Annotated in this window: 11 protein-coding genes; 4 read left to right on the top strand and 7 right to left on the bottom strand. The window is 39.3% G+C overall.

The genetic code is table 11. The features are described 5' to 3' along the window. Positions 1-3: 3 nt before the first annotated feature. Positions 4-273, bottom strand: a complete 270-nt coding sequence (locus ACKWBX_RS05000; protein WP_413967551.1) for a hypothetical protein — start codon at positions 271-273, stop codon at positions 4-6. A 298-nt stretch (positions 274-571) separates the two neighbouring features. Here ACKWBX_RS05000 and ACKWBX_RS04995 point away from each other — a divergent pair, with 298 nt between their 5' ends. Further along, positions 572-1,360 carry an NIPSNAP family protein gene (locus ACKWBX_RS04995; RefSeq protein ID WP_413967550.1) on the top strand — a complete coding sequence of 263 codons (789 nt, stop codon included), beginning with the start codon at positions 572-574 and terminating at the stop codon, positions 1,358-1,360. Here the strand turns inward: ACKWBX_RS04995 and ACKWBX_RS04990 are convergent. The 4 genes from ACKWBX_RS04990 to ACKWBX_RS04975 all read right to left on the bottom strand — a co-directional run bounded on the left by ACKWBX_RS04990 (position 1,354) and on the right by ACKWBX_RS04975 (position 8,436). Beyond that, positions 1,354-2,430 carry an OmpA family protein gene (locus ACKWBX_RS04990; RefSeq protein WP_413967549.1) on the bottom strand — a complete coding sequence of 359 codons (1,077 nt, stop codon included), beginning with the start codon at positions 2,428-2,430 and terminating at the stop codon, positions 1,354-1,356. The two genes, ACKWBX_RS04995 and ACKWBX_RS04990, sit on opposite strands and share 7 nt — an antisense overlap. Positions 2,431-2,523: 93 nt before the next feature. After that, positions 2,524-3,522 carry a heparin lyase I family protein gene (locus tag ACKWBX_RS04985; protein WP_413967548.1) on the bottom strand — a complete coding sequence of 333 codons (999 nt, stop codon included), beginning with the start codon at positions 3,520-3,522 and terminating at the stop codon, positions 2,524-2,526. Positions 3,523-3,646: 124 nt separating this feature from the next. Next, positions 3,647-5,392 carry a porin family protein gene (locus ACKWBX_RS04980; protein ID WP_413967547.1) on the bottom strand — a complete coding sequence of 582 codons (1,746 nt, stop codon included), beginning with the start codon at positions 5,390-5,392 and terminating at the stop codon, positions 3,647-3,649. A gap of 20 nt (positions 5,393-5,412) precedes the next feature. Then, positions 5,413-8,436, bottom strand: coding sequence for a tetratricopeptide repeat protein (locus tag ACKWBX_RS04975; RefSeq protein WP_413967546.1), 3,024 nt, complete (start codon positions 8,434-8,436; stop codon positions 5,413-5,415). 157 nt (positions 8,437-8,593) lie between these two features. Between ACKWBX_RS04975 and ACKWBX_RS04970 the strand changes: the two genes are divergently transcribed. The 3 genes from ACKWBX_RS04970 to ppgK all read left to right on the top strand — a co-directional run bounded on the left by ACKWBX_RS04970 (position 8,594) and on the right by ppgK (position 10,501). Next, positions 8,594-9,277 carry a cell division ATP-binding protein FtsE gene (locus ACKWBX_RS04970; protein ID WP_413967545.1) on the top strand — a complete coding sequence of 228 codons (684 nt, stop codon included), beginning with the start codon at positions 8,594-8,596 and terminating at the stop codon, positions 9,275-9,277. 79 nt (positions 9,278-9,356) lie between these two features. Continuing rightward, positions 9,357-9,650, top strand: coding sequence for a hypothetical protein (locus tag ACKWBX_RS04965; RefSeq protein ID WP_413967544.1), 294 nt, complete (start codon positions 9,357-9,359; stop codon positions 9,648-9,650). Positions 9,651-9,751: 101 nt separating this feature from the next. Beyond that, positions 9,752-10,501 carry a polyphosphate--glucose phosphotransferase gene (gene ppgK, locus ACKWBX_RS04960; RefSeq protein WP_413967543.1) on the top strand — a complete coding sequence of 250 codons (750 nt, stop codon included), beginning with the start codon at positions 9,752-9,754 and terminating at the stop codon, positions 10,499-10,501. Positions 10,502-10,504: 3 nt separating this feature from the next. Here the strand turns inward: ppgK and ACKWBX_RS04955 are convergent, their stop codons facing one another. Next, a complete protein-coding gene (locus ACKWBX_RS04955) occupies positions 10,505-11,413 on the bottom strand; it encodes a hypothetical protein (protein WP_413967542.1) in 909 nt (302 codons plus the stop codon). Positions 11,414-11,503: 90 nt separating this feature from the next. Then, positions 11,504-13,303, bottom strand: coding sequence for a translational GTPase TypA (typA, locus tag ACKWBX_RS04950; RefSeq protein ID WP_413967541.1), 1,800 nt, complete (start codon positions 13,301-13,303; stop codon positions 11,504-11,506). Positions 13,304-13,333 lie beyond the last annotated feature (30 nt).

Genomic DNA, 13,333 nt, shown 5'->3' with positions numbered 1-13,333 from the left:
AAACTACATAGGTGCTATCTGTCGAGCACCAGTAATGGAATAATTCCCTTCATTGGAATACGTTTTACCCTCCATTTTATCACCTTTTATTTTTAACATTACGGACACCCGTTCTATACCTTCAATATTCATATTGAATTTGATAACGTCTCCATTAACCTTAACATCTTGCCCGTTCATACTTCCGTTTCTGAGTTCTATTTCAACTACATATTCTCCCTTTTCCTTTCTGACGACAAAAAAGCCTTCTTTATATTCAGTCGCCGCATCCATTATACTAAAATGCCAAATCCCTATTGGATTATTATTTGGTATTTGTAAAGAAATGCAGTTTATGCTTTCATTGATAGGATTTTTATTCCCCGAGACATTTGTTACAGCAATAAAAAAAAGAACTATTAAAAAAAGTTGTGACTTCTTCTTCATGATAAATGGCCAATGGTTTCAATTGCCAAACGTTTCTGTTAAGAAAATATTTTCTTTATGGAAGGTTTTTCCAATAAAGTTACAATTCGAAAAATAAAGTATTGGTTTAGTATCTTTAGCCATATCTTCAATTAAAGCGATATTTATGAACTATTTCTTGAACAAGACGCTACCGCTATTTATTCTCCTCTTTACGATTTCGTTTGCCGGCAAAGCACAACACGGTCCAAAAGAATTTTATCAACTTAAGACCTATATTATTAAAAACGAAAAACAGGAGCGTACGGTCGACACTTATCTTGAAAATGCCTTTTTACCCACCTTAAAAAGGTATGGGATAAAGAATATCGGTGTTTTTAAAATCATACCCAATAAGTATAAAAAGTCGGATAAAATTTATGTTCTCATTCCTTTTGCATCACTATCACAGTTTGAAGAATTAGAACAATACTTGATAACGGATAAAATGCACCAGACCGATGGAGCGGTTTACCTGGAAGCTCAATACAATGACCCACCTTATGAGCGGATCAATTCTATATTGATGCGTTCTTTTATTGAAATGCCAAAGTTGCAACCCTCAGCAGTTACAGGAGTCCGTGACCAAAGAGTTTATGAATTGCGAAGCTACGAGTCACCTACCGAAGCTACCTATAAAAACAAGGTGGACATGTTCAATGCCGGCGGAGAAGTACAATTATTTTCGGATTTAGGTTTTAATGCCGTTTTTTATGCCGAAGTTATTTCTGGCGACCAGATGCCCAATCTCATGTACATGACCACTTTTGAAAATATGGCCGAAAGAGATTCTAAATGGAACGCTTTCTCTTCATCGGATAAATGGACAAGTCTTAAAGCCGAAGAAAAGTACCAAAACAATATGAACAAAGCAGCTATTATGCTGCTCTACCCCACTGAATATTCCGATTATTGATCGGTAAAAACAAATTCAACACGCCTATTCCGTTTTCTATTGGCATCCGTATCGTTTTTGACCAATGGTTTTGAACTACCGTAACCTTTCCAAGAAATACGGTTTTCAGAAATCCCAAAACGCATCAAATACGCTGCGACCTCAGCAGCTCTTTTAGTTGATAATCTCTTATTATAGGTTTCTCCGCCAATATTGTCCGTATGCCCGGAGATATCAATTTTCAGGTGTTTATTTTTCAACATATAGGTTTGTATGGTTTCCAGTTCCTTTAAGGCACTTGGCAACAATTCCGATTGATCAAAATCAAAAAGTACATGATTAAAAACCGCTACCGTATTCACCGTAAAGACAGGAGTTCCGCTAGTGGTTTTTTTAGCAGTAATGTTTTTCTCACTGTTACCCGAAGGGGATGCCGTAACCGAAACCATATCCAAATAATAATAGGAGCCTTTTGTACTATTACGTTTCATACTAAACTTACGCGTTCTCTGGTTATTCTTGAAATTACCGATGATCATATATTTTTCCGTGCCCTTGGCCACAAATTCTTTTTTGACCAATACCCAATCTTTCTCATCCGAATAAAAATCGGAATATCTAATTTCCAAACGATTTGAAATATCCCCGTTCAATCGGGACAAGTGCATTCTTGAGAGGTTTTTTCGAGTATTAACAAATATTGGATTTTCAGAAAAGACAGCACTGAATTCACGGATAGCAAAATCTGAACGTTCCGCTAGGCTTACATAAAAAGACAAGGTATAAGTCTTCCCTTTTTCCAAAACGGAATTTAAACTCGCCTCTACATATTCCCTATAATCGTCAGGTGCATAAAAATATAGGCCTATATAACCAGTGCCAAAATCGGCAGGCTGTTCCCCGTTGAAGTTTTTAGGCGTTCCCATTACGGTACTGCATCCATTAAAATAATCGGTAGACCCCAAAGTGGGCGTTTTCCAATCCGTCACATCAGATTCAAAAGTGCCCAATGTTTGTGGGCAATTGGAATAGGTTTCAAAACTTGGATTTTTGACCAGATTTTGTGCAACTATTGGTAATGACAATAGCATTATCATCAAATAAAAAATAAAGCGCCAATCGGGAACCATTTTACCATACTATCCTTCCTTTAAAGATAGAAAATGTACAAACACGTGCAGTCTTTATTCAAAAGAAGTATCTGAAATACGTATGTTGTCCATTAAAAGGACAGTTTCTTCATCGGTAGCGGAAATACCCACTTCCAAAATATTTTGAATTGCGTTTGCAGTCGGTAGATTAATTCCGATAGTGCGAAACAAGCGTTCGCCGTCCTGATAGATTTCTACAACACCATCTGCCTCATTACTGTATTTTAAATAGACTTTAACGGTAAACCATTCTCCCACGGGAACAGTCCTATCAGAAGTTCCAAAAAAGATGGCCTTATTACCGAACTTGTTTTCAACCACTAATTTATTTTCTCGAATAACGACACGTGGTCCGGGAGCTCCTTCAAAATAGGAATTCTCAAAATCCACGATACTATATGGCATTCCCTCTTCAATAAAGTAATCTGCCTGAAACCAAACTTCATCCGTTTTTTTGAAAAAATTCAGTACCGTTCCCAAACTACTTTTAGAAGTTACCATATCCGATGTAGGTTTTACCGCGGTAAATTTCAAGACTTGGTTTTCAGGATTCGTTGGGTCCGCGATAATATCCATACGATTGTCCCTGAAATCACAGAAACCCTCCAAAATACATTTGCTCAAGGCAACGTAGTCCGCTACTTCTTTGGCAAGCGGGCTTTGTAACGTGAAGTTGGTCCAAAAGAAATCCTCGTTATTGGCATCGGAGCTAAACAAATCTGTAAATTCAGCAACCTCAAAATCTTCTTGAAAGTTGTTTTTTACCGGAATTAAATCGCTCCCTTCTTTTATAAAAATACCATCATTGGTTGTTGAATAGTTGTCGTCCTCAAAAGCAGGATCAAAGTATTGCAGCTCAAAATTGCACCCTGTATCGTTCTGCAAAAAAACTTTTCCGTCCTTATAAATAAAAATATTGTTTCCTCCGGGATCGGTGAAATTCTCCAAAAGATTTTCTGTAGTACAGGCATTTGTTTCAATTTCTTCAATTGTGGGTTCCGTATTGGAGCTGCAACTTGTAAAAAGTAACATCGTTTGAAGAAAAATGACAATCGAATATTTTCTTGACATCATAAGGCGGATTAAACTATCCTTATAACGTTCAATTGGATTAAATATTGAAGTATAAACTTGAAAACGGAAAACCGACTGTAGTCTAAAAATCGAATTTATAGGTGGCTCCACCTAGAACCTGTAATCCCTGTACCTGAAAATTGGCCCAACGTTGGTAATTATTATTGGCCAGATTTGCCGCCTTTATAAAAATGGAAAACTGGTCGTTCAATCGATGTCCCACATGTGCATTGGCATCAAAAAAACCATCCAAGGTTATTTGCGTGTCGTTTGAGGTGGGAATTGTTCTTTCCAGATCCTCACGCTCCCCTACATAAAATAGATTTGCTCCGGCAAACCATTTTTTACCGATCTGGTAGTCCATGAACAATGACCCCTGGATGTTGGGGCGGTTCCATGCCGGATTATCGGTTTCCGTATTGTAATCATATACCTCAGCATTGATCCCCAAAGTAAAGTTTCTATTCACATCTACATTGAGCTCGCCAAAAAGGCCAAAGGTTTTGATATCATCATAAAAAACCTGAAAAGAATTTCCTTGGGCATATACTTCGTTCGCGGCTCTAGAATCGTTAGTAGGATTCAGCAAGAAAAGCGGACTTCGGTTTTCTGCCATGTACGAGCCTTTTAGATTATAGCTTAGATTAGGCAACAACTGACCTTTGATACCTACATAAGCATCATATTGGGTGTCCGTAGGTTCTATTCGCAAGGTTGGGGAAACAAACTGGTTCTGCTCCACAAAGCCATAGTAGGAATTTTGACGTAGCTCCCCCTCTATTCCACCATACGCGATTACGGTTTCATCCAACAAACGGTACGAGGCCGTCACGGCCGGATAAATATAAAAATCACTGTCGTTATTTTCCAAATCGGTGCCAAAGACCACGTTGATGCCCAAATTCAAAGAAAGATCATCACGAAGCATAATCAATCTAGGATTGACCCCAACAAGCAGATTGGAGTAAGCGATTCCCTGAACGTTATCAACGGTGTTAAGGCTCGCATTTTCAAAATCGCCCGATACATAATCTACTTTCAGTTTGATGCCCAAGGATTCTTCGTTCAATGGAAAAACAAGTCCTGTATTAAAAATTGCCCGGTTCTCGCCGGATTTTTCACTATCCCAAAACCTTCTATATTTTAAATCGGCACGCTCAAAAACAGATTCCTCAACATTAATATGTCCGGAAGCTTCTGCCATAAAATAATTTTGTCTTGCCGCTTTTCTATCGATTTCTACGAGCACATTTGGTGGAAAATCAAAAGTACCCGAAGGTGTTCCGTACCAATTGTACAATTGATGCTGTACCCCAATATCGGCACCCCAATCCAAATCTCGGTCGCGTTTTTTGAAAGACGCGTCCAATCGTGTATTGGAAAAGGTGTTGTCGTAAACTACGTCATCAAAATTTCCGCGCGAAGAATTATGGTCCAAGCCGATTGTATAATTTGACTCCCTATCTACCTCACGCGTCGTATAAAATTGGGCCATAACGTTTGCGGGGTTTCCTCCTCCGGCAGAAGCATACGAATTAAAGAGTACTGGTGGCGGTGTTTTCTCCACTCTACTCGCCGTACCCTTGTTAGGCGTAAAGGTCGAAGCTACGGGAACGGAGAAAATACTATATTCTATTTTCTTTTTTTGTAAAACGATGGAGTCATTAAGATTGGGCATTGATTTAATCTTAAAGGCATCTGAAACCGTTGGCGTATAGGCTTTGGTCACCGTGACGGTCTCCGTACCGATATCCTCTGTTTCCTGGGCCATACCCAAATACGTTGCGAATACAAATAAGAGCAGTCCTATTCTTATACTTTTGTACATATATGTTCTCTTAAGGTACATTAGTTCTGATCTGGATTTACGGATGAATTACTTTCAGCTTCCTTTGCTTTGATGATGGCCAATTCTCCTTTGGCGTCTGCCACAATTTCAGGGTATTGACTAAAATTGGAAATGACACTCTCCAAAATATAAGTAGCCTGATATGCATCATTCAAGGCATAAAAATTCTTGGCCATGAGTACCAGCCCTTTTCCGCCCCATTCTTTGTAGGTAGCATAATCTTTGGCCAATTTTTGAACCGCAGTATTGGAAGATTCATAATCGTTATTCTTGTTCTTAAAATAAGCGTTATAGTACAAAGCTTCGGCGGCGGTAGCTCCAGATGCAATTTTCAAAACTTTTTCATAAGCGTTTTCCGCTTTCGTTTCATCACCGGAAGCAATTGCGGAACGTGCTATCATTATTTGTGCATCACTTTTAATCCTATTATCTATGCTTGATGTTGCCAAGACCTTATCCGCATATTCCAAGGTCTTGGTATAATTCTTCTGTTCATAATAGCCCTTCATCAGATTGGACTGGGCGAATGTCCGGTTTTGCTGTATATTGGCCTGATCCTCCAATTTCAATAAATACGGTAGTGCGGCATCATACTGTTGTTTCCCGATATACACCTCACAAACCCTGGTCAGTGCCTGTTCCGCATATTCACTTGAACTTCTGTCCGCCACGTATTTATAGTAAGGAAGTGCCGTTTCTTTCTCCCCTTTTCCAAAATATAACTGTGCCAAACTAAAATTGGCATTTACGGCATGTAGCCCATTGGGAAATTGCGATATATAATTTTTGTACCCTCGGATAGCAGCCTCTTTATTACCCTCAAGATTTTGTTTTTGGGCCGATTCAAAACTGGCATTGTCCAACTCCGTGTCCGTTACCTCCACAAAATCCAAATCCTCTACCCAAGTAGCATATTCGTTCACTTTGCCCATATCCACGTACACCAGCTTTGCGGTAGCCACTGCCTGAATGGCTTGTTGTGTTTTTGGATAATCACGCACTACGTTCTTGAATTTGGCCAGAGCGGCCTCATTTCTATTGCCATTATAGTGTACCAGACCTTGGCGCATAAGGGCCTGTGGCACTAATGAACTCCCTTTAAACTGACTTATCAAACGGTCGTAAGATTCCAATCCTTTGGTTTCCTGGCCTGCCGTTATGTAGGAATTACCAAGTTCAAATAAGGCATCATCCTTGAAACTGGAGCCTGGGTATTGCGAAACAAAATCCTCCAAATGGTCTATTTTTTTGGAGCTTCTGTCCACAAAACCATAGCTCATCGCCTTTTGGTATGCTGCGTAATCCTTTTCCGGACCTGTGAGAGACAAGGCCTTATTGTAAGTTTCTATAGCGGGCCAGTATTTACTTGTGGCGAAATAGCTATCCCCTAATCTCAGATATCCATCGTTTAATTTTTCAACGGCTGCCCCGGTATTTTCGGTAAATGCATTAAAATAGGTGATGGCATTACCATAATCCTTTTGCTTAAAATAGGCATAGGCCAAGCTGTAATCCATATCGTTATACTCTTCCATGGTCCTAGCATTTGCATTTTTCTTAACGGCTAAAAATCCTGTTACCGCGTCATTAAAACGATTCAGGAGATAATCGGCTTCAGCCTTCCAATAGGCTGCCCTCGCTTCAAAAATTCCATTGACCGCACTTTTTAGGGACTTGTCCAAAATATCGGAAGCTGCGTTATAATCTCCAGCTAAAAAAAGCTCTATCCCTCTATAATACGCTACTTTTTGATAGGTTTCCTTGCTAGCATAGTTCTTATTTTTTTCCAAAAGTTCCATGGCCCCTTGAAAATTCTTTGAAGTAATAAAAGAATCTACCAATAAGGTTTGCATCTCTTCTTGATTTTCATCATTGGGATACGTCTCCAAATAACTGGTAATCACTTGTGGAACGGGTTCATACGCATTACCTATTTCATAACTTAATCTGGCATAGTTCAAAAAGGCGTCTTTTTGAATTTCCGGACTAAACTCCATTTGGGAGGCATTTCTAAATGCATTCAGGGCTTCCTGTTTTTTATCCAGTTTTAAGTAGCATTCCGCTAAATGATAATATGCGTTTTGGGAAACGCTATTGGTACCGCCAATAATTTTATTGAACTGCTGTATGGCATTGGCATAATCTTTCTGCTGATAATGCGCATAACCCAACTGATAATAGTCCGTATTGTTCCATTTTCCCCTTTTTCCCTTGTACTCGGACAGGTATGGAATGGCATTATTATATTGTTCTAGATTGAAGTAGCTTTCCCCTATAATTTTGTTCAGCTCGGATACTTCTTTTCTATCCGATTTTGGTAATTGCTTTTTAGCCAAAGCGATAGCTTCTTCAAACTTGCCCAGTTTAAAATTCATATCGGCTTGATAGTAGCTTAACTTTTCTTCCAGCACTTCTTGATCAGTGATTTGGTCAAAGCGCTCGTTCGCCGTTTCATAATCATCTTCCTGATATGAAATATATCCCAAATAATATTTGGCCTGTGAACCATAAACAGGGGAATTGGTTACCTTTTCCAAGTATCTTTCGGCCTCTTTCGTTTTTCGGGAAGAAAAAAGTGCATATCCGTACTGAAAATTGAATTTATCCATCTCGCCGCTTGACAAAGCGCTTTGGTCCACTTTATTGTACCATTTTAGGGCATAAGGATACTTCCCTGTCTCAAAATAGTATTGTGCCACATCGGAAAAAGCAGCGTTCCTCTTGGTAGAGGTAGGGTATTCTTCAACAAAATCCTCCATAAGCCTGTCCGCACCGGATTGGTTTAGACGTACCGCTGCATTGGCAACATAATAGGTACTATTGGCAGCAGTTTCTTCATCCTTGGTATTTGCCTTTACTTTTTCAAATAAGGTCTGTGCAGCTTGGTACTGCTCATTATTATATAGGGTCAAGGCATCTTGAAAATCTTTCTTTTCGTGCGTGTAAATTTTGGATTCCTGGGATTGTACAAAACAAATCAATCCGAAGACGAACGGAATAAAAGCGGTGATTTTTTTATGCATAGTGTTCTCTAACTATTAACAATTACCGAGTGTTACAAAGGATAACGGCAAATATCGTTCCTAAGTATGTACAGGATTTACACAAAGAAAAAGATTTTGAAAAACGGCTAGCGATTATACTGCGGAACTTATTACTTTTATATCAACAATCAGTAATATGGAGGAGACTATTTTAGAGTTGAAGGAAGCCGCTATTTTTCAAAAAGATAGCCTAATTCTGAACGAGGTGAACATTCAGGTCGCAAAAGGGGAGTTTGTGTACCTCATAGGTAAAACCGGTAGTGGAAAAAGTAGTTTCATGAAAACTCTATACGGGGATTTGCCCTTAAAAAAGGGGACTGGTAAAATAGTCAATTTTAACCTCAAAACCTTGAAGGAAAAAGATATTCCTTTCCTAAGAAGAAAACTGGGCATTGTTTTTCAGGATTTTAAATTGTTACCGGACCGAAACATCAATCAAAACCTTCTTTTTGTTTTAAAGGCCACTGGGTGGAACGACAAGACAAAAATGGATGCCAAAGCTCAAGAGGTGCTTGAAAAAGTAGGTATGAAAACCAAAGGATTTAAATTTCCCCATGAGCTTTCCGGGGGCGAACAACAACGCGTAGCTATTGCACGGGCCCTATTGAACGACCCAGAGCTTATCCTGGCCGACGAACCTACCGGGAATCTTGATCCACAGACTAGCGTAGAGGTCATGAAAGTTTTACAGGAAATTAATACATCCGGACGAACTATTTTGATGGCTACCCATGATTATGCGCTTATTCTAAAATATCCTTCCAAAACTATTAAGTGCGATGCCAATCGCGTATTTGAAGTGGTCCAAAAAGCGGTATAACCCTATTTCAACAATAAAAAACAGGGACAAAAGTTATAGTAAAGGATTAAAGTACACCATAATTTAAAAAACTAGACTTATGAAGATTTTCCTTCTTTCTATATTTTTTCTGACTTCAATAGTAAATACTGCTATTTTGCAGGATAATTCACAACTTACGGCCACCTTCAGAGGTTATGAGAACAATACTTTCCTATTTGGAGTTGATGATTCAGATGCATTTATTTTACATTCAATATCAGATGAAGCCAAAAAGAATTTTGACCTTACCCAGAATAAATTCAAGGGGCAATTGTTTCAAGTGTATTTTACTTCTACAAAGGAAAACGAAGAAATAAAACGGCATATAACCAAGTTAAAACGACTTCAGTAGTGTTTTATTTAGATTGATTTAGAAACCATCTATGTCCCTCTTTTTTAATTTTTAAAGCGAAGATTCTTTTTGTTTCTTTGTGCCAATTATAAAAAACCGCTATGGAAGTCCTTGGAATAGATATAGGTGGCTCAGGCATTAAAGGAGCTATCGTAAATGTAGAAACTGGTGAAATGCTGACCGAACGTCATCGTATTAGAACGCCAAAAGATAGAACTCCCGAGGACATGACCAATGTGGTCAGTGAAATCATAACTCATTTTGATTACAAAGGAAAAGTTGGCTGTGGGTTCCCTACGGTTATTAAAAAGGGGGTATGCAAATCTCCTGGAAACCTGGACCCAAGTTGGTTGGGCGTTGACGTTGAAGCACTTTTAGAACAGAAAACCGGATTGGATTTCACCGTAATAAACGATGCAGACGCTGCAGGCTATGCCACAATGACCTATGGTATTGGTAAAGGTGAAAAAGGTTTAGTGGTCATGATAACCATTGGAACAGGTTTGGGTAGTGGTGCTTTTCTGGACGGTAGACTCATTCCTAATTTTGAATTGGGCCAAATACCTTACAAGAACTATAAGAAGATTGAACTTTGGGCAGCTGGCTCGGCAAAGGAAAGAGAAGATCTTTCCTATAAGGAATGGGGCAAACGCTTTAACAAATTTCTTCGTTATGTAGATTTGATCATTGCGCCGGACCTCATTATTCTCGGTGGAGGCGCTTCAAAGGATTTTGACGAGTTCAAGGATTATATTACGATCGAGACCAAAGTTATCCCCGCAGAACTAAAAAACCAAGCCGGAATCATTGGTGCCGCAGCAGCAACTATGCACAAAGCACCTAAAGTATAGCATTTATAGACCTTCTATAATTTTAGCTCCCTCCGGGACTTCGAAGAAACCATCATCTAAATTTTCTTCAAAGTGGATGTCACTAACTTCAATTTTAGTGATGTATTCCCCTGGAGTTTCGTCCTTGGACAACCAATGCGTTTTATATGCTGTTGGGAAAAGAATTCCGGCTACTTCTTTTTCCCCTATAACTTCCATAAATTTTTCAGGTAAGTGTTCTCCTTTTTTAAAATATCCAGGATATGAAACAATGTACCGGATAGCACTCAACCGATTTGAATCTTTTGTAAAATATAACACATAGTAATCATCTGGTGCATCACCCGTACCGTCTGCAAAAGTGACCTTGACCACATTCTGTTCCTTCTCTTTATAGGTTTTATTGGGCAAAAGTTCCAGATGTACCCCTTCACCATCCAAGACGAAAGGCTGTGCCAAAAAATAAAAAGGGGTCAATGCCCAAAATCTAGTATCGTAGGCAAAAGTTGTACTGTCCTTGGCCTTTACCCAAGAAGTATCCCCGGTCCAACCATAATGTGAGCTATCATCCGTTGCACTAGTGTGCTTGGCCCTATTGCTCCAAGTATCTATGGTTTGATAGCTATCACGTTGCGTACTACCATCCAATGGTTGATAATTGAACCGAAAGGACAAAGGTCCGTTCATATACCATTTCTCCAGACCACCATGAGCCTCCATTGCATTCCATACCACTTTGCCGGCATCGGTTTGGTTCAATCTATTTTGAGCTTTTTCAACTCTACTTTTTATCCATGAGACCGGAACAAGGGCATTACTCTCCAATACTTTTTCGTTCATTTTTGGTTCGTTCTTCATTGATTTAGGTTCCTCTTTACAGGATATAATCATTAAGAATAGAACCGCCCCGAAAAATTTGATATATGTGTTCATGTTTTTGTTTGTTTTGTTGCTATTTATGATAGTCGCCTTCCTCCCAAAATCATTTCATAAAAAAACCCTGAAAGTTTCAGGGCTTTGGGATTAATCTATTTTGTTTCGTTTTCTTTCGTTCTCTGTCAAGAAGATTTTACGCAATCTTAAAAATTTTGGCGTAACCTCAACATATTCATCCTTCTGAATGTATTCCAAGGCTTCCTCTAAAGAAAACTTAATGGCCGGAACAATTTTAGCTTTATCATCGGCTCCTGCTGAACGTACATTGGATAATTTTTTGGTTTTTGTGATATTGATGACCATATCATCTCCACGTGAATTTTCACCGATGACCTGACCTTCATAAATATCCTCACCTGGATCTACAAAAAACTTGCCCCTATCCTGTAATTTATCAATAGAATACGGAATTGCTTTTCCTTTTTCCATAGAGACCAAAGAACCGTTCTGTCTCTGCGGAATATCTCCTTTCATAGGCTGGTATTCCAAAAAGCGGTGTGCCATGATAGCCTCGCCCGCAGTTGCGGTCAACAGTTGATTTCTTAATCCGATAATTCCCCTTGATGGAATTTGAAATTCACACAACATACGGTCACCCTTGGCTTCCATACTGGTCATTTCCCCTTTTCGGATGGAAACCATCTCTACCGCTTTGCCGGAAACTTCCTCGGGCAGATCAATCGTTAAATGTTCTATAGGTTCACATTTCTGACCATCAATTTCCTTGATGATGACCTGAGGTTGACCAATTTGTATCTCGTATCCTTCCCTACGCATGGTTTCGATCAAAACGGAAAGGTGCAACACGCCACGACCAAATACCAAAAACTTATCGGCACTATCCGTTTCCTGAACGCGCAAGGCCAAATTCTTTTCCAGCTCACGCTCCAAACGCTCTTTAATATGACGGGAAGTCACAAATTTACCGTCTTGACCAAAGAAAGGACTATCGTTAATAGTAAACAACATGCTCATGGTAGGTTCGTCTATCGCTATTGTTTTTAAGCCTTCCGGAGTTTCAATATCCGCAACGGTATCTCCTATTTCAAAACCTTCAACACCTACAAGTGCGCAAATATCACCGGTCACTACTTCCTCGACTTTCTTACGCCCCAGCCCTTCAAAAGTGAACAATTCCTTTATTTTGGATTTTACAATGCTTCCATCTCGCTTTACCAAAGAAATCTGTTGGCCTTCCTTTAGAGTTCCACGTGTTAATCTACCAATAGCGATTCGTCCTGTAAAAGAGGAAAAATCCAAAGAGGTTATCAACATTTGCGTATTTCCTTCTGTGGGTTCAAAAGTGGGGATATGCTCAATGACCATATCCAAAAGCGGTTCAATGGAATCCGTTTCGTTTTTCCAATCCTCACTCATCCAGTTGTTTTTGGCAGAACCGTAAACCGTTGGGAAATCCAACTGCCATTCTTCGGCACCCAGTTCAAACATGAGGTCAAATACTTTTTCATGCACTTCCTCCGGGGTACAGTTTTCCTTATCCACTTTATTGATGACCACACATGGTTTTAGACCTAAGTCAATCGCTTTTTGTAAAACAAAACGTGTTTGCGGCATAGGACCTTCGAAAGCATCTACCAACAACAGCACACCATCTGCCATATTTAAAACACGCTCTACTTCGCCACCAAAATCCGCGTGACCTGGAGTGTCTATAATATTGATTTTGGTATCCTTGTATACTACCGAAACATTCTTGGAAGTAATGGTGATTCCCCGTTCGCGCTCTAAATCATTGTTATCTAAGATAAGGTCGCCCGTATTTTCGTTTTCACGAAAAAGGCTACAGTGATACATAATCTTATCTACCAAGGTAGTCTTACCGTGGTCTACGTGCGCAATAATAGCAATATTCTTTGTGTTGGACATAATTCTAAAAATTGATAGCAGTACCCCTGC

This window comes from Maribacter algae, from assembly GCF_047345745.1.
Taxonomy (GTDB): Bacteria; Bacteroidota; Bacteroidia; order Flavobacteriales; family Flavobacteriaceae; genus Maribacter.
This window is presented reverse-complemented; position numbering and strand designations above follow the sequence as displayed.